23 protein-coding genes are annotated in these 22,701 nt (G+C 40.0%); all 23 read right to left on the bottom strand.

The features are described 5' to 3' along the window. Positions 1 to 17: 17 nt before the first annotated feature. The 23 genes from GQR52_RS12755 to fliI all read right to left on the bottom strand — a co-directional run bounded on the left by GQR52_RS12755 (position 18) and on the right by fliI (position 22,688). Complete coding sequence (locus GQR52_RS12755; protein WP_165728703.1) at positions 18 to 812, bottom strand: chemotaxis protein CheW; 795 nt, start codon at positions 810 to 812, stop codon at positions 18 to 20. Positions 813 to 815: 3 nt separating this feature from the next. Beyond that, positions 816 to 1,586, bottom strand: coding sequence for a ParA family protein (locus tag GQR52_RS12750; RefSeq protein WP_007585827.1), 771 nt, complete (start codon positions 1,584 to 1,586; stop codon positions 816 to 818). 12 nt (positions 1,587 to 1,598) lie between these two features. Then, positions 1,599 to 2,558, bottom strand: coding sequence for a flagellar motor protein MotB (locus GQR52_RS12745; RefSeq protein ID WP_165728702.1), 960 nt, complete (start codon positions 2,556 to 2,558; stop codon positions 1,599 to 1,601). 1 nt (position 2,559) lies between these two features. Then, on the bottom strand, positions 2,560 to 3,324 hold the full coding sequence (locus GQR52_RS12740; protein ID WP_024589938.1) for a flagellar motor protein: 765 nt from the start codon (positions 3,322 to 3,324) through the stop codon (positions 2,560 to 2,562). Continuing rightward, complete coding sequence (locus GQR52_RS12735) at positions 3,317 to 4,483, bottom strand: chemotaxis response regulator protein-glutamate methylesterase (RefSeq protein WP_165728701.1); 1,167 nt, start codon at positions 4,481 to 4,483, stop codon at positions 3,317 to 3,319. The genes GQR52_RS12740 and GQR52_RS12735 overlap by 8 nt, the downstream gene beginning before the upstream one ends. Before the next feature lie 58 nt (positions 4,484 to 4,541). Further along, positions 4,542 to 6,749, bottom strand: coding sequence for a chemotaxis protein CheA (locus GQR52_RS12730; protein WP_165728700.1), 2,208 nt, complete (start codon positions 6,747 to 6,749; stop codon positions 4,542 to 4,544). A 15-nt stretch (positions 6,750 to 6,764) separates the two neighbouring features. Continuing rightward, on the bottom strand, positions 6,765 to 7,538 hold the full coding sequence (locus tag GQR52_RS12725) for a protein phosphatase CheZ (RefSeq protein ID WP_007585814.1): 774 nt from the start codon (positions 7,536 to 7,538) through the stop codon (positions 6,765 to 6,767). A 17-nt stretch (positions 7,539 to 7,555) separates the two neighbouring features. Beyond that, entirely contained in the window at positions 7,556 to 7,939 is a 384-nt protein-coding gene (gene cheY / locus GQR52_RS12720) for a chemotaxis response regulator CheY (protein ID WP_008132609.1), read from the bottom strand. 40 nt (positions 7,940 to 7,979) lie between these two features. After that, complete coding sequence (locus tag GQR52_RS12715; RefSeq protein ID WP_165728742.1) at positions 7,980 to 8,690, bottom strand: RNA polymerase sigma factor FliA; 711 nt, start codon at positions 8,688 to 8,690, stop codon at positions 7,980 to 7,982. A gap of 26 nt (positions 8,691 to 8,716) precedes the next feature. Further along, positions 8,717 to 9,577: a MinD/ParA family protein gene (locus GQR52_RS12710; protein WP_007585809.1), complete on the bottom strand. Its 861-nt coding sequence runs from the start codon at positions 9,575 to 9,577 to the stop codon at positions 8,717 to 8,719. Then, a complete protein-coding gene (gene flhF, locus GQR52_RS12705) occupies positions 9,570 to 11,051 on the bottom strand; it encodes a flagellar biosynthesis protein FlhF (RefSeq protein WP_165728699.1) in 1,482 nt (493 codons plus the stop codon). Before flhF ends, GQR52_RS12710 begins: the two co-directional genes overlap by 8 nt. A 21-nt stretch (positions 11,052 to 11,072) precedes the next feature. Beyond that, positions 11,073 to 13,184 carry a flagellar biosynthesis protein FlhA gene (gene flhA / locus GQR52_RS12700; protein ID WP_010553901.1) on the bottom strand — a complete coding sequence of 704 codons (2,112 nt, stop codon included), beginning with the start codon at positions 13,182 to 13,184 and terminating at the stop codon, positions 11,073 to 11,075. Positions 13,185 to 13,256: 72 nt separating this feature from the next. Then, complete coding sequence (flhB, locus tag GQR52_RS12695; protein WP_007585806.1) at positions 13,257 to 14,387, bottom strand: flagellar biosynthesis protein FlhB; 1,131 nt, start codon at positions 14,385 to 14,387, stop codon at positions 13,257 to 13,259. Between the two features lie 9 nt (positions 14,388 to 14,396). Then, positions 14,397 to 15,176 carry a flagellar biosynthetic protein FliR gene (gene fliR, locus GQR52_RS12690; RefSeq protein ID WP_165728698.1) on the bottom strand — a complete coding sequence of 260 codons (780 nt, stop codon included), beginning with the start codon at positions 15,174 to 15,176 and terminating at the stop codon, positions 14,397 to 14,399. A gap of 2 nt (positions 15,177 to 15,178) precedes the next feature. Next, positions 15,179 to 15,448: a flagellar biosynthesis protein FliQ gene (gene fliQ, locus GQR52_RS12685; protein ID WP_002959325.1), complete on the bottom strand. Its 270-nt coding sequence runs from the start codon at positions 15,446 to 15,448 to the stop codon at positions 15,179 to 15,181. 40 nt (positions 15,449 to 15,488) lie between these two features. Continuing rightward, positions 15,489 to 16,229, bottom strand: a complete 741-nt coding sequence (gene fliP / locus GQR52_RS12680; protein WP_165725378.1) for a flagellar type III secretion system pore protein FliP — start codon at positions 16,227 to 16,229, stop codon at positions 15,489 to 15,491. A 4-nt stretch (positions 16,230 to 16,233) separates the two neighbouring features. Next, positions 16,234 to 16,617 (bottom strand): flagellar biosynthetic protein FliO, encoded by a 384-nt coding sequence (fliO, locus tag GQR52_RS12675; protein ID WP_007377952.1) that lies wholly within the window; start codon positions 16,615 to 16,617, stop codon positions 16,234 to 16,236. Next, positions 16,614 to 17,012 (bottom strand): flagellar motor switch protein FliN, encoded by a 399-nt coding sequence (gene fliN, locus GQR52_RS12670; RefSeq protein ID WP_007585803.1) that lies wholly within the window; start codon positions 17,010 to 17,012, stop codon positions 16,614 to 16,616. Before fliN ends, fliO begins: the two co-directional genes overlap by 4 nt. A gap of 20 nt (positions 17,013 to 17,032) precedes the next feature. Then, entirely contained in the window at positions 17,033 to 18,124 is a 1,092-nt protein-coding gene (gene fliM, locus GQR52_RS12665; RefSeq protein ID WP_007585802.1) for a flagellar motor switch protein FliM, read from the bottom strand. 9 nt (positions 18,125 to 18,133) lie between these two features. Next, complete coding sequence (gene fliL / locus GQR52_RS12660; RefSeq protein WP_007585800.1) at positions 18,134 to 18,664, bottom strand: flagellar basal body-associated protein FliL; 531 nt, start codon at positions 18,662 to 18,664, stop codon at positions 18,134 to 18,136. A 57-nt stretch (positions 18,665 to 18,721) separates the two neighbouring features. After that, entirely contained in the window at positions 18,722 to 20,818 is a 2,097-nt protein-coding gene (locus tag GQR52_RS12655; protein WP_165728697.1) for a flagellar hook-length control protein FliK, read from the bottom strand. Positions 20,819 to 20,907: 89 nt separating this feature from the next. Next, a complete protein-coding gene (gene fliJ / locus GQR52_RS12650) occupies positions 20,908 to 21,354 on the bottom strand; it encodes a flagellar export protein FliJ (protein ID WP_024589948.1) in 447 nt (148 codons plus the stop codon). After that, a complete protein-coding gene (gene fliI, locus GQR52_RS12645; protein WP_002959338.1) occupies positions 21,354 to 22,688 on the bottom strand; it encodes a flagellar protein export ATPase FliI in 1,335 nt (444 codons plus the stop codon). Before fliI ends, fliJ begins: the two co-directional genes overlap by 1 nt. Positions 22,689 to 22,701: the final 13 nt, after the last annotated feature.

Raw genomic sequence — 22,701 nt, 5'->3', positions numbered from 1 at the left:
CCCCGTAATGGTCGTTACTACTGACGGCTATCTAAGCCTTTCTCTAATAATATATTTAAATTATCTACATCTATTAAAGCACACATTTTTTCTTTTATAACACCAGCAAGCCATGGGCGCTTACTTTTATTTGTACGCCATTTTACATCTTCTTTACTCAATGTAATGTTATTTATCAACTTTTCAGCTAATAAGCCCCACTGGCTATCACCTAAGGTAATTAAATACTGATAATCTAAAGACGCCTCTAATTTATCATCATACTTTTCTGGCATTACCCAACGAGCAGTATCAACAACATTAAGCTTTTCTTCTCTGTTGAGCATAACGCCTTTAAACCACTTTGGCTTACCAAATAAATGATTTACTTCACCTAATTGATGTATACCGCCTAATGCTTTTAATGGCACAGCCAATGTTAAACCAGCAACTTCAAAAAATAATGCCTGAAATTCACCATCAAAATAGTCAGATTGGCTGGTGGTTATAATCTGTGGTTCTGGTTCTTCTGTAGTCGTACTTATCGACTCTATTACTTCATCGTCAATGGCTTTATTAACTTTTGCGGCTTCAAAAATCGGTTCAACTATTGGCTTAATTTCAGAATTAAGTAAATCTTGATCAAATATTTTTTCTGCCGCTTTTATCTGTTCTTTTGGTTTTAAATGAATATGTTCTTGCTGCGAGTCGTGTGGCATTTGCTCAAGTAATTTTGCGACTGGCTCAAGGTTATCTACAGGCTCGTCTTCACATAACAAAGCCCCTAGGTATTGTTTCATTACTTTTTCATTAGCAAATAATTGCTTACTCATTCATTAACCTTGTTCAATTAAATATTCTAGCAGTGCTTTATATGCGTATACACCACGCGAACGAGGACAATACTCTACAGGCACTTTTTGCGCAAAGCTTGCATCTCTAAATTTAGTATCTACCGGTATCACACCTGGCCAGACTTTATCACCATACGTACTTTGCAGTGTTTTATATGCTTCTAACGATGCTTTTGTTCGTTTATCATACATAGTAGGGATTATAGTATATTGATAATCTTTCGCTTGAGAGGTTTGCATTAATTCCATAGTGCGCATCATTCTATCAAGCCCTTTCAGTGCTAAAAATTCCGTTTGCACTGGCACTAAAATTCGCTCACTTGCTGCAAGCGCATTAACCATTAACACCCCTAAAACTGGGGGGCAATCTAAAATGGCATAATCGTAATGTTCACTGATTTTTGCAAGCGCTTTTTTTAGTATTAATCCCATACCTGTTTTATTACCCATGCTTCTATCAAGCGTGGCTATCGCCATTGTTGCAGGTAAAATATCTAGGTTTTCAAGTGTTGATGGACATAAAGCTTGAAGTATCTCTTCACTTTGCATGCTCGTGCCACGCGCAAAAATATCATATACACTGACTTCCAAATCTTCTGAGTCAATGCCAAAGTAATAAGTGAGTGATGCATGAGGGTCTGTATCAATAAGCAACACACGCTTACCCTGCAAAGCTAAAATACCAGCAAGGCTTACTGCTGTTGTTGTTTTACCAACACCACCTTTTTGATTTGCGACAGTCCAAATCTTCACATTACATCCTAATTACTGTTCATTGCGCGTTGTTATGCGAATACCACCATGAGGCAAACGAATTATTTTTATTGTATCGTCATCTGAAGGGAGCTCAATTTCAGGCTCTTCCGCTACTGGCTTAACAGCTTGTTCATCACCTTTAATGTCTTGTATTGATGGTAAACCATACTTAGAAAGTGCAATAACAACTTTACGATTTTCTGCTCGCCCTTGTTCTGTATCGTTACTTACAAAAGGTGAATATTGACCATAACCCTCTATCGCCATTCTGGCAGAGTTAATACCTAATGCTTCCAGCTCTACTAAAATAGATGTTGCTCTAGCAACCGAGAGTTCCCAATTTGAGCGAAATATTTCATTGCGAATACTTTCATCATCAGTATAGCCACGCACCCTAATATAGTTATCTACTGGAGCAATAATATCTTTAACAATTTTGACGACTTGCTTTGCCCTAGAGTGTGCAACTGAGCTACCACTTGAAAATAACATACCTGAGCTTAGCTCTATAATCAGCCAATCTTGATTAAGCTCTAAACTGGCTTCTCCATCACGAATTTCATCAATAAGCGCTGACTGCAGTTTAGTAAGTAAGCTATCAAGTGGTTTACCTAAATATTCCTGTTGTATGTTACTTGTATCACTTTGACCATCGAGTAACTCTGGACCTTGTTCTTCTTTTAAAATACTTTCACCATAAAGAACTTCTTGTTCAGGTGTCACTCTATCAGTCAATATTCCATTACCATTGACGCCCTCACCTTGCTGGGAGTGCTGGCGGGCAGATTTATCAAAAACGTGTTCAAGGGAGTCTGACAATATTTGAAATTGTTCTTCTTTGTTGATCGCTATCGCATACAGCACCACAAAAAAAGCAAACATAATGGTCATGTAATCGGCATACGATACAAGCCAACGCTCTGTATGTTGATTTTTTGGAGCAGAGTGACGAAGTCGTCGGCGTAGCATGTTATTCGTCCACTAAATTAGGACGCTCTACACGGTAGGCTTCAAGCTTTAATTCTATATTTACTGGGCTTTCGCCAACGCTTATCGCAATCACACCTTCGGCAAGCATTTCATGGTAAAGCATTTTTTGCTCTACACGCTGTTTTAACTTATTTGCCATAGGTAAAAACAATAAATTAGCTAAACCAACACCATAAATGGTCGCGATAAATGCCGTTGCAACGCCTGCACCAAGCATTTGTGGATCGGTAATAAACGACATTGCCTGTATTAAACCAAGCACAGCACCTAAAATACCAATGGTAGGACTGTAGCCCCCCATCGCTTCATAAACACGTGCGGCTTCAAGCAAGCGATCGCGTTCTAGCAGTAAGTCAATTTCAAGCGTGTCACGTAGTTTTTGCTCTGAGCAGCCATCTACAAGCAAGCTTAAACCTTTTGCTGCATATGCATCTGGGTGAGCTAGCGCTTCGTTTTCAAGCGCTAAGTAACCTTCTTGACGTGCCTTATGAGACCATCGCTTAACTTGATCTATTGCATCTTCAATATCATATTGTGGCGCAACAAAAACCCAAGAGCTCATATTTAGCATTTTTTTAAAGGTACTTGCTGATGTTTGCAACATAACAGCACCAAGCGTGCCGCCTAATACAATAATAAGGGCAGGACCATTAAATAAAGCAGAAACAACGCCACCTTCTAAAGAGTAACCTAAACCTATTGCGCCCAGTGCTACAAATAGTCCAAATATTGAGAGTTTATCCACAACCTACCTCTCTCTTGATACGTGCTGCAACATCGTTTAATGCTAAGCTTTCACTCGAAAGCCCCGCATTAGCAATGGCTTGAGGCATTCCATAAACAACACAGCTTTTCTCATCCTGTGCCCAAATGGTTGCACCCGTTTGCTTTAACATTCTTGCACCGTCACGTCCATCAGCGCCCATGCCTGTTAAAACGATAGCAAGCACATCGCCTTGATACGTTTTTGCTGCACTGGCAAAAGTTACATCTACACTCGGTTTATAACTTATTCTCTCGCTATGATCTTCAAATACGCGCAGTGTTCTATTTGCACCACGCCCTTCTACCATCATCTGCTGTCCGCCAGGCGCTAGATAAGCCGTTCCTGGTTGTAAGCGGTCACCTTGTTGCGCTTCTTTCACTTTTATTTGGCACAGGCCATTTAAACGTGCCGCAAATGCAGGTGTAAAAGCTGCAGGCATATGCTGAATAAGTAAAATAGGGTGAGGGAAATTAGCTGGCAATTGAGTCAGTATAGTTTGTAGTGCAACAGGGCCACCTGTAGAAGTGCCAATAGCCACAAGCTGGTATTGCTTTCCACTTGCTCGCATTGAGGCAATATTTGAACCTGACGATGTTGTAGGGGCTGCTCTTTGAAAGCTTCTATCGGGTTGTTTTATCGAAGGTGTTAGTATGTTTGTTCTTTGCGAAAGTGAGCTTGTTATCGGTTTAGTTGATATTACTGGCTTAGGTGGTGTTGCAGCTTTAAACGTTCGCGGTAAACGTCTTCGCCCTATATCTTTCACTTTATTTTGTAAAAGCTTTATAGCGTCTTCATTATTGCGAGCGATGTCTTCAAATTTTTTCGGTAAAAAATCCATTGCTCCAGCATCTAGCGCATCAAACGTTGCTGTTGCGCCATCACGTGTTAGTGATGAAAACATTAAGATCGGGGTTGGATTACTCGCCATTATCTCTTTAACTGCACTAATACCATCAAGCACAGGCATTTCGACATCCATAGTGATCATATCTGGACGTAGCTGAGCTGCTTTTTCAACAGCTTCTCTGCCATTCACAGCAAAGCCTATAACTTGTATGTCGCTATCTTGCTCAAGAATTTCGCTTACCCTGCGGCGAAAAAAGCTTGAATCATCAACAACTAAAACTTTAACGGCCATTTAGCTCTCTTATTAAATTTATGCGTAGGTATATATTAAATATATACCTACTTTATTATTAGCCTGCGTAATGTTTTAACATGTTTGGAACGTCTAAAATCAGTGCAATGCCACCATCCGAAGTTATTGTAGCACCTGCCATACCTGGTGTTCCTTGAAGTAACGCATCAAGCGGCTTAATCACTACTTCTTCTTGGCCAATTAATGAGTCAACAACAAAACCAATTTGCTGCGTACCAATTTGCACAATAACTACATGGCCTTTTGCTTTTCGCTGTGAACGATCTGAGCCTTTAACTAACCAGTGCTCGAGGTAGAATAACGGTATTGCCTTTTTACGCACAATAATTGTTAATTGCCCATCAACCACATTTGTTTTCGTTAAATCTAAGTTGAATATTTCACTAACACCTGCAAGTGGTAACGCAAATGTTTGTGCGCCAACAATTACCATTAAGGTCGGTAATATGGCTAAGGTAAGTGGTACTTTTATCTCTAAAATAGTACCTACACCTAACTCAGATTGAATACTTACAGAGCCGTTTAATTGGGTGATTTTAGTTTTCACCACATCCATTCCAACACCACGACCTGAAATGTCAGATATCTCTTCTTTTGTAGAAAAGCCAGGTGCAAAAATTAGGTTGTATGCTTCAGTGTCAGAAAGTCGACTCGCTTGATCGTGATCGAGCACGCCTTTACTAATTGCTATTTTTTTCAGTTTCTCAGCATCCATACCAGCGCCATCATCTTTAATGGTCAACAAAATATGGTCGCCTTCCTGAGACGCTGATAAAGTAACATTACCTGTTCTAGGCTTACCGGCAGCCTCACGAACAGCTGGCATTTCAATACCGTGGTCAACTGAGTTTCGAACTAAATGCACAAGCGGATCGGCTAGTGCTTCCACTAAGTTTTTATCTAAATCGGTTTCTTCACCTACAAGTTGTAAGTCAATGTCTTTGTTTAAGCTGCGTGCTAAATCGCGTACTACGCGAGGGAAACGACCAAATACCTTTTTAATTGGTTGCATTCGCGTTTGCATAACCGCGCCTTGAATATCAGCAGTCACTACATCTAAGTTAGAGATTGCTTTACCCATTGCTTCACTGTCTGAATTGGTCGCTAAACTAACCAAACGATTTCGCACAAGTACTAACTCACCAACCATATTCATAATTTGGTCAAGTCGTTTTGTATCTACGCGAACTGTCGTCTCTGCTGCTGGTGGCGCTGATTTTTTAGGCGTTGCTGGCGCTGCTTTAGCAACCGGTTTTTCTACCGGTTTAGAAGCGGGTGCTTTTACAGGTTCTGGTTTTTTTACAGGCACACTCGCTTTTGCAGCTGGTTTAGCTGGGATATTGGGCTGTTTCACAGCTGGAGTGCTTTCTATTGATTTAGGTGCAGTGCCTTTACCATGAAGTTCATCAAGAAGCGCTTCAAATTCATCATCACTAATTTCATCATCTGATGAATTAGCAGTATTTGACGCTGGTTTAGCTGGTTCTACAGGTGCTTTAACTACACTACTTTGCTCAGGTGCTTTACTCTCAACCTCACCAAAACTGCCAACTCCATGTAACTCGTCTAATAAGCTGTCAAATTCATCATCAGTAATATCACCATTAAAATCACTGCTACTTGCTACTGGCTTTTCAACTGCAGGACCTTGTCCTTTACCGTGTAGTTCATCAAGTAAGTTTTCAAATTCATCTTCAGTGATTTCGTTTATTTCAGCATCACTAACCGAAGGAGTTCCGCTAAACATTTCATCAAATGCAAATGGATCTTCCTCATCAGCTATTGGCGTATCAACTACTTCATCAAGAGGTTGTTCAACGTCAGTTTCTGAAGCGACTCCGTTAAGCTCGGCTTCTGTTGGAGGTAGGCCCAAAATATGGAGGGTTTGAAGTAACTCAGGATCTGCTGGTTCTGGCTTATCCCTATTTTGGATAGTCGCGAACATTTCATTAATGGTGTCGAGCGCTTGTAAAATAACATCCATTAACTCTGAATTGACCGTTCGCACGCCTTGACGTAGTAAATCAAATACGTTTTCAGCGCCGTGGCAAGCATCAACAAGTTCTGTCATAGCTAAAAAACCTGCACCACCTTTTACAGTGTGAAAGCCTCTAAATATGGCATTTAGTAACTCGGTATCTTCTGGATTATTTTCCAGTTCAACTAACTGTTCAGATAAAAGCTCTAGGATTTCTCCTGCCTCTACAAGAAAGTCTTGTAAAATATCTTCATCGACTTCAAACATGCAGTTACTCTCCTCTTAGAAGCCCAAACTTGATAAAAGATCATCGACTTCATCTTGATCAGATACAACATCATTACGCGATTCTTTATCAATAATAGGGCCTTCAGGACCTGCTAAAGTTTGTGTGGCAACTGGTTCTTTTATTTTTTGTTGTTCTACTTTATTCGCTGTGTTGTCACTGTCATCTTGTTCAGCAAACGCTGTTAAAAGATGAAGTAAGCTTTCTTCTACTTCTCTAACAAGTTCTATAACACGGCGAATAACTTGACCTGTTAAGTCTTGATAGTCTTGAGCCATTAGTACATTTGTCATTAAGCTTTGAAGCTCATCCGTTTTATGATGAGAGTTATTCATAAACTTATCGATACTATGGCAAAGTTGTTTAAACTCACCAAGCTCAATCTCCCGGCTCATTAAACGATCCCATGTCGGTTTGATATGAGATATTTCATCTGCAAGTTGCTGAGCTATAGGTAAACTAGCCTCAACAGCATCCATTGTTTTATTAGCCGCATTTTCTGTCATTTCTATAACATAATTAAGCCGCTTTTTAGCATCTGGAATCGCATCTGTCGTTATGTTAGTTAAGCGAGTATCAAGCTCAAAGCTTTTAAGTGCTTCGTGCAGTTGACGAGTCAACTTCCCAACTTCAGCAAATAATTTAGACTGCTCTTGCGAAGCTGTCTCTAAAATCAACTGATTAGCTTTATCTTGCTCATCGTTTTCTAAATAAATGACGAGTTGACGAGCTTGTTCTAACGTTATTTGAGGCGCAGCTGGTGCTGACATAAGCCTCTCCCCCATCATTAGCCTAAGCGTTCAAATACTTTTTCTAATTTAGTTTTTAATGTTCCAGCCGTAAATGGCTTAACAATATAACCATTAACGCCAGCTTGCGCTGCAGCTATTATTTGTTCTTTTTTAGCTTCTGCCGTTACCATCAATACAGGGATATGTTTTAACTTATCATCTGCACGAATTGCTCTTAAAAGGTCAATACCTTGCATTCCCGGCATATTCCAATCTGTAACCACAAAATCAAATACTTGATTTTGTAACATAGGCAAAGCTGTAGACCCGTCATCAGCTTCTTGAACATTAGTGAAACCTAAGTCACGTAATAGGTTTTTTATAATTCGTCTCATCGTTGAAAAATCATCAACTACAAGAATTTTCATGTTTTTATCCAAAACATCCCCCAGTGAGGTATTAACCTTAGTTTACTTACTACTAGTTTATCCAGTCATTGATTTTAGCTTTAAGCTTAATCATCGCCTGACCATGTATCTGACTTACACGCGATTCGCTTACATCGAGTATATGTCCTATTTCTTTTAAATTCATTTCATCGTTATAGTATAAAGAAAGTACCATTGCATCACGCTCTGGTAATGACTTTATTGCATTTAGCAAAGACTCATTAAACCGATCATTTTTAACATTATTAAAAGGTTTGTCTAGCGCTAAATCTTGGCCTACGGGAGTAATAACATCCTCATCTACACCAAGGTCTTCTATGCCTAATACTTTACTGGTATTAACATCATTTAAAATATGATGGTACTCATTGAGTGAAATTTCAAGTTTTTCAGCAACTTCTATATCTGTTGGTTCGCGATTCAAACTGCTTTCGAGCCCAGTAATTGCTTCTGCAACTTGTCGGCTTTTACGGTGTACTGAACGAGGAGCCCAATCACCACGGCGCATTTCATCAAGCATAGCCCCGCGAATACGAATACCGGCGAAGGTTTCAAAGCTTGCGCCTTTTGTTGCATCAAAGTTTTTTGAAGCTTCTATTAAACCTATCATTCCTGATTGAATTAAATCATCAAGCTGAACGCTAGGTGGTAATCGAGCAATTAGATGACATGCCACTTTTTTAACAAGTGATGCATGTTTCTCAACAATCACATTTAAGTTTTGTGTTGATTGATATCCCATAGCTCTATTCACCAATGTTGTCATAATTAGCCGTTTACTAGTTTCTCAATGAAAAACTCTAAATGCCCAGATGGTTGATTTGGTATTGGCCATTTAACTGCTTTTGTCGCCAGCGCTTTAAACGCGAGAGCGGCTGGCGAACTTGGAAAGAGCTCAACAATCACCTTTTGGCGACGTGTTGCTTTGCGCATATTTTCGTCATAAGGAACCGTTGCTACTAGCTCCATTGAAACATCTAAAAAGCGATCGGTAACTTTAGATAGTTTTGCAAACAATTCAGTGCCTTCACGCATACTGCGGACCATATTGGCAACAATTTTGAACTTATAAACACCGTGCTCGCGGCTTAATACTTTAATAAGTGCGTAAGCATCGGTTATTGATGTTGGTTCATCGCACACTACAACCATTACATCTTGTGCTGCTCGTGAGAAGCTTAGCACCATGTCTGAAATACCAGCGGCTGTATCTACAATTAAAATATCAAATTCGGTATTCAATTCGCTAAATGCACGAATTAGCCCGGCATGCTCAGATGGCGATAATTCAACCATACTTTGCGAGCCCGATGTAGCAGGTACAATTTTAATACCAGCAGGCCCTTCAACTAAAATCTCGTCAAGCTCACATTCACCTGACAAAACGTGTGATAAATTGCGCTCTACACGTAAACCAAGCATCACATCACAGTTTGCTAAACCTAGGTCAGCATCCAGCACTAATACTCTATTACCTTGTTGCCCTAGTGCAATAGCGGTATTTAGAGAAACATTTGTTTTCCCCACCCCACCTTTACCACCGGTTACAGCGATAACTTTTACGCCGTTGTTATTGTTTTGACTCATTTTGCGCAGGCCGCTTGCTTGATCTAATACTGTGTTAATCATACATCCCTACTGTACTTGGCGCCACTGCTTGGTGCCTTGAATGTTGTGCTTTTGCTCTTTTTAAATATAACTGCTCAGCCTTTTTCACTAGTTTTTCAGCATTTGCAACACGAATATCTTCTGGCACTCGTTGACCGTTAGTAAGATACCCTATTGGAAGGCGATTTTGAATCGCAATACTAATAATCTCACCCAAACTTAATGATTCATCTAACTTAGTGAAAATACAACCACTTAACTGTACTTTTTTAAAGTGACGTACTGTTTCTTGTAATACATTAATTTGTGCCGTCGCGCTTAGTACTAAGTAGCTGCGAATATCCACACGTTGGTTACGCATTAACGTGTTTAACTGCTCAGTTAAACGTAAATCTCGCTGACTCATACCTGCTGTATCAATTAATACTAGACGTTTATTTCGTAAATGATATAAAACTTCAGCTAATTCATTAGCATCTTTAACTTGCTTTACACCACAACCAATAATACGGCCGTAAGTAGCAAGCTGTTCATAAGCACCAATTCTGTATGTATCAGTGGTTATTAAGGCCACTTTATCAGCGCCATATTTTTGTGCGCCTAAAGCTGCAAGCTTAGCAACTGTTGTTGTTTTACCAACACCTGTTGGACCCACTAACGCATATACACCACCTTGGCGAAGTATTTCATTATTGGTTGTTTGCATTTGATCTTCGACCATCGTTAACAACGCTTTCCAGCCTTGCTTACGAGATACATCATCAGGTACAAAACATGCCATTTGTTGCGCTACTTCTTTATCAATACCCATACCGACTAAGCGGTCAACCATGCAAGCGCGTGTTGGATCGCGACGCGCCATATCTTGCTGCATTAAGCCCGATACTTGATGCTCAAGCAATTGACGAATTGCGTTCATTTCTTCACGCATTGTTGTCATTTCTTCGCTTTCATTATTGGGTGTTTGTTGGCGAGCAGTTACTGGACTATCTAAATCATCAAAGTCGCTGTCTAAATCATCAAAACCTAAGCTATCCGCTTGAGTTTGTGGACGAACTGGCGCTGCATTTTCAGGAGCAAACATATTTTTAGTACGCTGTTCCATAACTGGTTCTTGATAGTTATCTGTAGTATCAATACCTGATTGTGAAAACATTGATGCAAGTTCAGGGGAGCGAGGACGCGGTGATTGGCGCTCTAATAAAGCTTGTAGGCTGTCAGCCACTTTTGCCTGCGGCTCTGGTTTGGCACGCTGAGGCTCTGGTTTTACAAAATTATGCATACTTTGCTGTGGAGCTTGAGCACGCGGCTCTGCAGTACGTTGTGGTTGCGCTGCTACTTTAGGGGCTGCTTTGTCATAATCAACTGCCGCTACAATTTCTACACCGTTAGCCAGCTTCTTATTTGACATAATAACCGCATCAACACCTAACTCATCTTTAACTTCTTTAAGTGCTGTGCGCATATCTTTAGCAAAAAAACGTTTAATTTTCATGATTCAACCCCTGTTAAAATCTTATTGTTGGCCTACAGAGCTAACAATCTTGATCTGTCTTTCGTCTGGTACCTCTTGATAAGACATCACTCTCAATCCTGGAATGGTGTACTTAACAAAACGAGATAACACAGTGCGTAACATTCCTGACGTTAGCAATATAGAAGGTTCACCGGCCATTTCTTGATTTTGATGCGCTTGTGTCAATGACACTTGAAGTCGCTCTGCAAGTCCAGGCTCAATACCGGCACCTTCATCGCCTGCATTTTGTAATGACTGATGCAACATCTGTTCCAACTCAGGTGCCAAGGTTATGACAGGGATTTCTGATGACATGCCCACCGCATCTTGAACAATTAACCTACGCAGAGAAATACGCACTGCAGCCGTTAATACATCAGGGTCTTGGCTACGCGGACCATACTCAACAAGGGTTTGAACAATTGAGCGCATATCGCGAATAGCTACACCTTCATTCAATAAATTTTGCAGCACTTTTACAATTGCAGTTAATGGCAGCACATCAGGTACTAGTCCTTCTACTAAGCGAGGATGGCTTTTAGCAAGCATATCAAGCAGGTTTTGAACTTCTTCATGCCCTAGTAGCAACGCCGCACTGTTAGTTAATAACTGGCTAATATGAGTGGCGACTACCGTGGCTGAATCTACAACGGTATAACCTAGTGATTGCGCTTCATCTTTTTGATCAGGCTTGATCCATACTGCATCAAGGCCAAACGCAGGATCTTTAGTTTCAACCCCTTTAATAGGACCAAATACTTGCCCTGGGTTAATCGCTAGCTCGTCGCCATGTTTAAGTTCGCTTTCACCGGTTGAAACACCCATTAGCGTTATTCTGTAAGCATTTGGATCAAGCTCTAAATTATCGCGAATATGAACAGGTGGTACTAAAAAACCAAGTTCTTGAGAAAGCTTTTTACGTACACCTTTAATACGATTAAGTAGCTCACCACCTTGAGATTGATCTACCAACGGAATTAATCTGTAACCTACTTCTAGGCCAATTACGTCAACCTGCTGAACATCATCCCAACCAAGTTCTTTTTGCTCTTGTTTATTGGCAATACCTGTTGCAGCGCTTCCGCCACTGGCGGCTTCTTCGGCTTCTGCTGCAGCGGCTTTTAACTTAGTTTGCTGTGTGTAGTAAGCTAAATAACCCAATAACGCACCTAAACTTAAAAAAGCAAAATGCGGCATACCAGGCACTAAACCCATGATGATCAAAATACCTGAAGCAATAAAGAGTGATTTTTCGTTACCTAGTTGTTTCTTAAATTGATCACCCATATTGAGCGACTCATTTTGACGTGTTACAACAATCGCGGTACCAATTGAAAGCAGTAAAGAAGGGAGTTGAGCAACTAAGCCATCACCAATGGTAAGTAATGTATATACTTCCATTGCGTTGCCAAAACTCAAATTATGTTGAATCATACCGACAAATAAACCACCAACAATATTGATGATTAATATAACAATACCTGCAATGGCATCGCCTTTTACAAATTTACTCGCACCATCCATTGAGCCGTAAAAATCGGCTTCGCGAGTTACTTCCTCGCGGCGGTCACGCGCTTGCTCAGCACTGATAAAACCAGCGTTTAAATCGGCGTCGATTGCCATTTGTTTACCCGGCATTGCATCAAGGGTGAAACGTGCAGATACCTCAGAAATACGCCCAGCACCTTTGGTAATTACCACAAAGTTAATAATAATAAGGATTAAAAATACGACCAAACCAACTGCGTAGTTACCACCAATAACAACTGAGCCAAACGCTTCAATTACTTTACCGGCAGAATCACCACCATTATGACCTTCAAGTAATACAACTCGAGTGCTGGCAACGTTAAGCGCTAAACGCATAATCGTAGCGATTAGTAATACAGAGGGGAATATACCAAACTCAACCGGCTTCATCGTGTAAACAGTCACGAGTAAAACCACTAATGCGAGGGCAATATTAAACGAGAAAAGGATATCGAGTAAAAATGGCGGTAACGGTAAGATCACCATTCCCAAGGCTGCAAGCACAAGCAAAGGAGTACCTACCCCTTTGGCATAGTCTTTTTTGTCTCTGTTAAGTTGTTGTAATACCGCTTTAAAACTCATAATTCTACAATTTCAAAAAATTGACACTACGTAGAATTAGCAATAACTATTCCAAGTTACTAAGTTAACGGTTTAATACTTGTAGGCATCGGGGATTGGGAGCTTGTTATTGAGCTTAGTTGGACGTTTACCGCGCCCTTTATTAAAGCGCTTAAGCTGAAATACATACGCTAAAACTTGCGCTACTGCAGTAAATAGCTGATCAGGTATTTGCTCTCCTACTTCAGCCGTATGATAAAGCGCTCGGGTCAACATAGGGGATTCTAAAATAGGTACTTCATTCCCTATTGCTACTTTTCTAATTTGCATCGCCATTTCATCGATACCCTTAGCAAGCACTATTGGCGCTCCTGCGCGCTCTGTATCGTATTTTAATGCTACTGAGTAGTGAGTTGGGTTGGTAACAATAACATCAGCGTCAGGGACATCTTGCATCATACGATTTTGCGACATTTGCCTTTGTGTTTGCCTAATACGCGCTTTTATTTGTGGGTCACCTTCAGAGTTTTTATACTCATCTTTAATCTCTTGCATTGTCATTTTAAGTTGTTTGTTATGGTTATAACTTTGAAATGGTGCATCAATAGCCGCAATAATAATTAAAGTGCATGAAAGGCCTAAAAACATCCAGCCTAAAATCTCTAAGGCATGGATAATATTACCTGGTGCACTTTCTAAACTTAAATGCAGTATTTCATCAAAATAGGTATTAATTAAAAATATAGCAAAACTTGCAACCAAACCAAATTTTAAAAGTGACTTTACAAGCTCAATAGCCGCTTGCGGGCCAAACATACGTTTAAAGCCTTTCATTGGCGACATTTTACTTGCTTTAGGTGCAGCGGCTTCCCAGCTAAAATTAAAACCACCTAATAACGTATTACCAATAAATGCAGCCAAAACTATAATTAATACAAACATAGCCATAGGAAACATTAAAGCGTCTGCAACCTCTCCCCATACGGCAAACATTTTAGTGGTATCAAAGGCTTCGTTGCGATTTAAGCTAAGGGTTCGGCCCATTACATTGTATAAACCTTTGCCAATTTCTGGCCCATACATCAAAAGCGATATAGCCGAAAAAATAAGTACAAACATGGTGCCTAGCTCTTTTGAGCGCGCTATTTGGCCTTTCTTTTTAGATTCTTCAAGTTTTTTGGATGTGGGTTCTTCTGTTTTTTCTTGTCCTGAGTCTTCAGACATGACTTTCTCCTAAGGTGAGCAACCAACTAAAGTACACATTAGCTCAACCATTTTTAACCATTGAAACTCAAACTGAGTAACAAAGTTACCTAGTGTCGCCCAAATAATAATAAGTCCCGCTACCAAGGTAAACGGAAAACCAATAGAGAAAATATTTAATTGCGGCGCTGCACGCGTCATAATACCAAACGACATATTAATAACGAGCATCGCGGTAAGCGGTGCAAGTGAAAGTACAAGTGCTGTAGTAAACATCCAGCCGCCCCAGGTCACTATGTCCCAGTAATGATCTACAGACCACCATGTGCCATCAATGGGTAGCACTTGAAAACTATGCACCACCATTTGAATCATCATTAAATGACCGTTAAAAGCAAAAAATAATAGGGTGGCCAAAATAAGGAAAAACTGGCCCACAGCAGGCACACTCGCGCCATTAGAAGGGTCAATAACCGAAGCAAAACCTAAACCGGTTTGCATCGCGAGTATTTGCCCTGCTAACACAAAAGTATTTAATAAAAGTATAGATGCAAAACCAATAGCAACACCAATCATCATTTGTTGAATAACGACTAAAATCATCTCAAACGAAAATAAATTAGTGAATGTAGCTGGGGGCAGAACAGGAACTACAACAAAAGTTACAACAACCGATAAACCCATTTTTATACGTGTAGGAACATTTTTAGCCCCCAAACCAGCCATAATCATAATCATTGAGCTAATGCGTACCAGCGGCAACAAAAAATCGCTCAACCATTGAATAACGACAGCAAAGGGGTATTCCACGTTTAACCTGCAATTTCAGGAATAAGTAATACTAGGCGAGTAAAAAAGTCCATTAGCTCTTGAGTAAGCCAATGCCCACCCACAATAAGCGCACTAATGGTAATTAATAAACGAGGTAAAAAGCTCAATGTTTGTTCATTGATAGACGTTGCGGCCTGAAACACAGCCACAACTAAACCAATAATTAAGCCTGGGACTACAATTGCAGACACCAGCTTAATAACTAAAAAAAGAGCGTCACTTAGGATATCAACAAAAATTTCCGGTTCCATGTTGTACTCCTATTGTTGGGTCATGTTAATGCTTTGCATACTAAGTCCCTAAACCAAAGCTTTTGGCTAGAGTCCCCATCACTAAGCTCCAGCCGTCTACAAGTACAAATAACATAATTTTAAACGGTAAGGACACAATCATGGGTGAAAGCATCATCATACCCATCGCCATTAATACTGAGGCGACCACTAAATCAACAATTAAAAATGGGATAAAAAACATAAACCCTATTATAAATGCGGTTTGCAATTCACTGGTTACAAAGGCGGGTATAAGCACTATTAACGGTGTATCTTGTGGCGAATCTAGCTGATCGTAACCTGCAATTTTAGCAAACGTTTCTAAGTCTTTGAGACGCACTTGAGAAAGCATAAAGGCTTTCATTGGCTCTTTAGCCAGCTCTAAAGCTTGTACTGAAGTAACCTGCTCATTTAAGTAAGGTTCTATAGCTCGCTCGTTTACCTGCTGATAAATAGGCGACATTATAAAAATACTTAGAAAAAGCGACATCCCTAATAACACTTGGTTTGACGGTGTTTGCTGCAAACCAATCGCTTGGCGCAAAATGGCGAGTACAACAATTATTCGTGTAAAGGAGGTCATCATAATTATGGCAGCCGGTATAAAACTCAGCGCCGTCATAATTGCTAAAACTTGTAACGTTACTGAGTAATCTTGTGTGCCATCAGCGTTTGTTGTAATAGTAAGCGCATCAATTCCTTCTGCGCTTACATTTGGTACAAACACCATGGCAAAAATAATAAGCAGCCACTTTGTCATAGGTTTAATTCTTTTTATTTTGGTTTGATTGCGGGTTTAAAAGTTTACCAAATCGTTTAGCGAGTTCAGGTAGTTCTTTTTCACTTAATGGAGTTTCTAACTTGTGTAAGTAATTAATACTGTGGGGAGTTACACCAAGTAAATGCTGAGCATTATCTATCTCAACAACCATTAAACGCTCGCGAGAACCCAAAGGTAGACTTCTGACTACTTTAAATTCATCGCTGTTTGCTAAATTTGGATTAAGCTTTTTAACAAAAAATGCCAGCACAATAATTAGTACTAGCACCATTACAAGCGACAGCACCATAGAGAGTATATCTCCAGTAGGTGTTGCCACATCTGCTTTTGAAAAAACGGAACTCGTTAAAGCAACTAATAAGCTCATCGTAGTTTTTTGATCCGCTCTACTTGGCTTATCACGTCAGTTAAGCGAATACCAAACTTGTCGTTTACTACAACTACTTCACCATGGGCTATCAAAGTACCATTAACTAGCACGTCTAGCGGCTCGCCCGCAACACGGTCAAGCTCAACAACAGAGCCTTGGTTAAGTTGCAATAAGTTACGAATATTAATTTTAGAGCGTCCTACTTCCATTGAAATAGTAACGGGGATATCTAAAATAGTGTCGAGTTTTCGTTTTTCATCGCCACTCATTTCGTGTTTTGAATCACTTAACTCATCAAGCTCTGCAACATGTGCTTCGCTACTATCATCTGGAGCTTCGGCTTCTGCTAATGCTGCTGCCCATTCATCCATTGTGTCTTGATCATCGCTCATACTTTTAACCTTTTAATCAATTACCAGTCTAAGTCTACACCGTCAGAGAGGTGTAAATCATCTTCTAGTTCTGCTAATTCTGCATCTGAGTCAATTTTCTTGCCGCCTTTGGTAAATACATGCAGCTCAGATTTAACTGAATCAGGTCGTTTAATTTTTTCACTAATTTGAAGCGCAACATTATCGCGAGAGCGACCCATTTTGGCTCTAAATGTAGGTAGTTCTTCAACAAATACGGTTATATGCTCAGGCATTTCAACTGGAATAATATCACCGGCTTTGAGTTCCATAATTTGTTTTAAGGTTAAATCAACTTCAAGTAACTGAGTTGATATTTCAACCTCTACATCCATTATTTCATCGCGAAGCGCTTTGCTCCAACGTAAATCAGTATCTTCAGTATCAGACTGAACACCCGCATCTAACAGCTCTCGAATTGGCTCAAGCATTGAATACGGAAGTGCAATATGAAAATCGCCACCGCCACCATCGAGCTCAATATGGAAAGAACTAATAACCACAACCTCAGTTGGGCTTACAATATTAGCCATAGCTGGGTTTACTTCAGAATCGAGATATTCAAACGATACATCCATAACCGGTGCCCAAGCTTCTTTATAATCTTCAAAGATTATTTTAAGGAGCATTTGTACAATTCGGCGCTCTGTTGGGGTAAATTCTCGGCCTTCGATTTTTGCATGATAACGCCCGTCACCACCAAAAAAGTTATCTACCAAAATAAACACAAGTCGTGCTTCCATGGTAATCAGGCCAGTGCCTTTTAAAGGTCTAAAACGGACCATATTTAAGCTGGTTGGAACAAATAGAGTATGAATATACTCGCCAAACTTAATCATTTGCACGCCGTTAATAGACACCTCTGCAGTGCGGCGCATCATGTTAAATAGGCTAATTCGCATATGACGAGCAAAGCGTTCATTAACAATTTCCAGCGTCGGCATACGACCACGCACGATCCGATCTTGCGAAGAAAAATCGTACTGAAGCGTACTTCCCCCGCCATCTTCACCTTCGTGTATATCTTCCTCTTCAACGTCATCAACGCCATGTAATAGCGCATCAATTTCGTCTTGGGATAATAAATCGCTCACGCTAACCCCTTATTGCATCACAAAGCCGGTAAACAATACCCGCTCAATTACTTTGCTGCCTTCAACATCCATTAAGGCTTTTTGTACCTTTTCAAGTGCAGAAAAACGAAGTGTTTCTTTACCAGAGCTCGTACTTAACTCATCAGCAGTTGTAGTAGAAAACACGCTTAGTAGCGTCCCTTCTATTAGTGGAATGTGTTTTTTGGCTGTTTCTTCATTTACTTCGCCACGTACTAGTAACTGTACTTTAATTTGCACAATTCTGTCGCGACTTGAACCGGGCACGTTAAATACAAATGGGCGTGGCATTGACACATATAAAGCACTGCCTATTTCAGCTGAATCACCAACTGCAGCAGAAGGTGCATCTGCTGACATCGCAGTCTCTTCATCTAAGGTTTCAACTGGCGCATCCGAACCCGACATAAAAAAGTAACCTGCAGCACCGCCTACAATAAGTAGTACAGCTACTATGATTATTATTAGTTTCTTTTTACTTTTACCGGTTTCTTCAATTTCTAAACTTGTTTCTTCAGCCATCATGATTCCTTTAATCGCAAAGGTACTTGCTTGTTTTAGTTATTATAATAGCAGCACTTAGGCATAGTAATCTATTGATGATGAAGTTTGTTGTCGAGAACTTTGTGCAGTGTTATTTGCTTGCTCGTCGTTTTCATCATTAACTGACTTATTATTAGCCAAATTACCTTGGGGTCCACTCTCACTTTGCTCAGCAGTTTCGCCACCTGATTGCCCATAAGAAATAGTGCTTTCACCAAGCTCTAATCCTTGTTGCGCTAACATTTCACGTAAGCGCGGCATTGATTGTTCAAGTGCTTCTTTGGCTTGCTGGTTTTGTACTACAAAGTTTATATGCGCTTGTTCTGCATCGCTACGAATACGTATTTGCATACTGCCCATTTCGGGAGGATCTAGGCGAATTTCTGCTTCTTTGTTATTAATGCTCAGCATTGAGCTAACGCGCTCTTGCAGTAATTTAGCTGCATCACTTTTAACAATATTAATTGCCTGCATTACACCAGGATCAATACTTACTTGCTTAACTTGCGATGTACTTTGTAATTGTTGAGTTTGTACTATTTGGGTATCAAGTAAGCTCTGCTCATAACTTAATGAGTCGTATTGGCTTAATGTGCTCACTTGCTGAGTATTTAAAGCAGCTGTAATTTGCGTAAATATTTGTGCTACGCGTGCAGGTGTTTGTTCTGCAGTTATTTTCTTAAGGCCATCTTTTTGTAATTCTTCAAGTGATTTTAATAAATCATCACGCTTAGTTGAGGTTGTTACGGCTTTATTTAAATCAGCCTCTTCGTTTGTTGATGTCTTTAAGCTTAACTTTTGTGGATTATATACTGTGTTAGGAGTCTCTGACGCTACAAACGTTTTTGAGTCGGTCTTAGCGGTATCGGCAAGTCCTATTTCAATTGAAGCTTTTAATTCATTAACTGTTTGCTTAAGCACTGCCAATTGCTCGCCTTTAGGCTGCTCTGCTTTAATATAGGCGTTTAATTGCGTTAATAAGCTTTGTTTTTCAGTTGTATTAAGTGAATTGATTTCTGCGCTAAAAGAGTGTTTTGTTACTGTGCTCTGCGTTTTTTCATTATCAGTAATAAATTGCGCAAGCATTTGCTTAAGATTTGAAGTGCTACTAGTTGCGTTACTTTTTGAATCAGTATTTTCTAATACCTTAACTTGCGCGTTAAGTTGTGAGCGCTGCTCCGGCGTTAAACTAGCAATAACATCATTAGCTTTAATTAAGCTCTCATCTTTAGTCATTAACGTATCTATTGCTGTATTATTATCAACTTCAGTTGCGGCTAAAGAAGACTGAGTAACGCCCGCTTTGTCGGTGGGTGTTGGCAAAACTATATTATTTTTATCAGCAGACTTATTTTGTCCTATTTGCTCTTTAGAACTCATTGATGCAAATTCAGGTTTTTCTAATATAGGGTCAATGCTGTCATCGGGCTTTTTATTTATAGAATTTAATGGCCCTTCACTAGCTTCAGCTACACCACTTTTACGATGCTTGCCTTCATTTAATGGTAACGAATTCAAAGGTGGTGAGCTAAAGTTATCGCTTTTTGAATCAGTTAATTTAGCCGTTTTAGAGTCTACATTAGTAGCAATTGGATTTTGCACTACACTCGCTGTATTCGCTTCTTTAGCCGATACTTCATCACTTGTATTAGTGGATGCAATTATTGGTGTGCTTTGTAATTCTGAATTCTCTATTTCTGTATTCTCTATTTCTGTGTTTTCTATTTCGATATTCTCTGCTTGTGTAGCTTCTAGCTCTGCATTTTCTGATTCTAAACTGTTAGTTGCATCGAACGGCTTATTGACCGAAGTGCTCATTGCTTGTGCTGAATTAATTTGATCAAGCATCTCAACAGACACAAAAGTAACTTCGTCTGTTGTTACTTCATCTAGCTTTACGCTCAGATTTTCATTTTCTTCTGGCTGTTTATGCTTAGGTATGGCAATCGAATTTTCGGCATCGGGATTTTTATTGCCTTTAAGCAATGGCTCCATAGAGTTATGCGCTTCGTTTAGCTGACTTAAAAATTCATCGCCTAAATTTTCTTCGCCATTAGCTAAGCTATTGTCTTTAAAAGCTAACAGTGAATCTTTTTCAGAAGAAACTAAAAACGAAATGTTATTCATCGCCATAAATCACCTAATACCATTACGGCAATATGCCACCGCATACCGCCAAAAGTTGAATTCCACTAAGTAACAAAGCAATTAACGTGCCTGAATTACAAAGCTTTACGACGTTGAAAAAACTGATTAGCTGAAAACTCATCTAACATTTTTTGCTCATTTTTTGCCATTAACGCATTTGCTTTGAGTTTTTGATTTTCGATTAGTTTGGCAACTGCTTTAGCTTTAATTTGCTGCTTAAGCCATAGAGTTTTACGTTGAGTAACAACTTGCTTAGCGGTATTTACGGTACTTGCTTGTTGGCGAATTGCCTCTTCAATTTTAGCTATGAAAGCATGGTACTGACCAAACCCTGCACTAGATAAACCCGACTTACCTTTTAGGTGTAACTGCTGAGAGTATTCAAGTCTAAAATTGTTTAAACCTTGTAGCTTTTGTTGATTCGATTGCAAGTTTTGATTAGCTTGTAAGTAACTCATGCGCAAATTTTCTTCTTTATCATTTTCAATTTTGAGCAATAAATCGAGTTTGTTTTTAGCCATTATGCTTGTCCTAGTAACTGAGCAAGACCTTGCAGACCATCATCGTAACTAATGACATCTCGCATACCTTGTTGTAAAAATGCATTCACTCTTGGCATCATATTTATAGCTTGGTCGAGCATTTGATCTGTCCCTTTTTGATAAGCGCCTAACGTAATCATGTCTTTGTTTTGTTGATACATTGAATACACTTGTTTAAGCACTCGGGCTTGTTGCATATGCGGCTCAGAAACAACTTGAGGCATAACACGCGAAATCGACTTTTCAATATCTATAGCGGGATAGTGCCCGCTGTCGGCTAAATCACGCGATAATACAATGTGGCCATCTAAAATAGCTCGCGCTGCATCAGCAATAGGGTCTTGCATATCATCCCCTTCACTTAAAACTGTGAAAAAGGCGGTAATAGAACCTTGCCCTTCACCGCCATTACCAGCACGCTCCACCAGCGCAGGTAATTTAGCAAACACCGAAGGCGGATAACCCTTTGTAGCGGGCGGCTCGCCAACAGCAAGTGCAATTTCACGTTGTGCCATTGCATAACGCGTTACCGAATCGAGTAACAATAATACGTTTAAACCCTGATCTCTAAAATACTCTGCAATAGTTACGGCGCTCTCACAGCCTTTTAAACGCATAAGTGGTGATGAATCAGCAGGCGCTGCGACAACAACTGAGCGTTTGCGCCCTTCTACACCTAGTATTTCTTCAATAAATTCTTTTACTTCGCGGCCACGCTCCCCCACTAAGCCAACAACAATGACATCGGCTTCGCTACCTCGGGTCATCATACCGAGAAGTACTGATTTACCCACACCAGAGCCTGCAAACAAGCCCATACGCTGGCCTTGCCCTACTGTGATAACCGAGTTAATAGCACGCACACCTACATCCATAGGTTTAGTGATTGGTCTTCTTGAAAGCGGGTTTATAGTATTTTGCGCAAACTTTAAATGATGCTCAGCATTAATTTTACCTAAGCCATCTAGCGGTCGCCCTAAACCATCCACCACGCGGCCTAATAAACTCATCCCTACAGGTAAACCTAAATTATTTACTTGAGGAATAACACGCGCACCAGGTAATACACCAGAGATGTGGTCGTTAGGCATTAAGTACAAAGTTTGATCGTTAAAACCGACTATTTCGGCGTCTACAAAGCCGTTCATAGTTTCTATTTTACATTGGCTACCAACGGGTGCACGTAAACCTCTAGCCTCAAGGGTAAGGCCAACAACACGCGTTAAAATACCTGCCACAGCAGGCGCCGGGGTTTTAATATGTTGTTGATATTGAGATAAGCGTTCGCTTAAAGGTGCACGTTGAGTTGACATAACACGCCAATAA

This window comes from Pseudoalteromonas sp. 31A1 (assembly GCF_011378815.1).
GTDB lineage: Bacteria > Pseudomonadota > Gammaproteobacteria > Enterobacterales > Alteromonadaceae > Pseudoalteromonas > Pseudoalteromonas arctica.
This window is presented reverse-complemented; position numbering and strand designations above follow the sequence as displayed.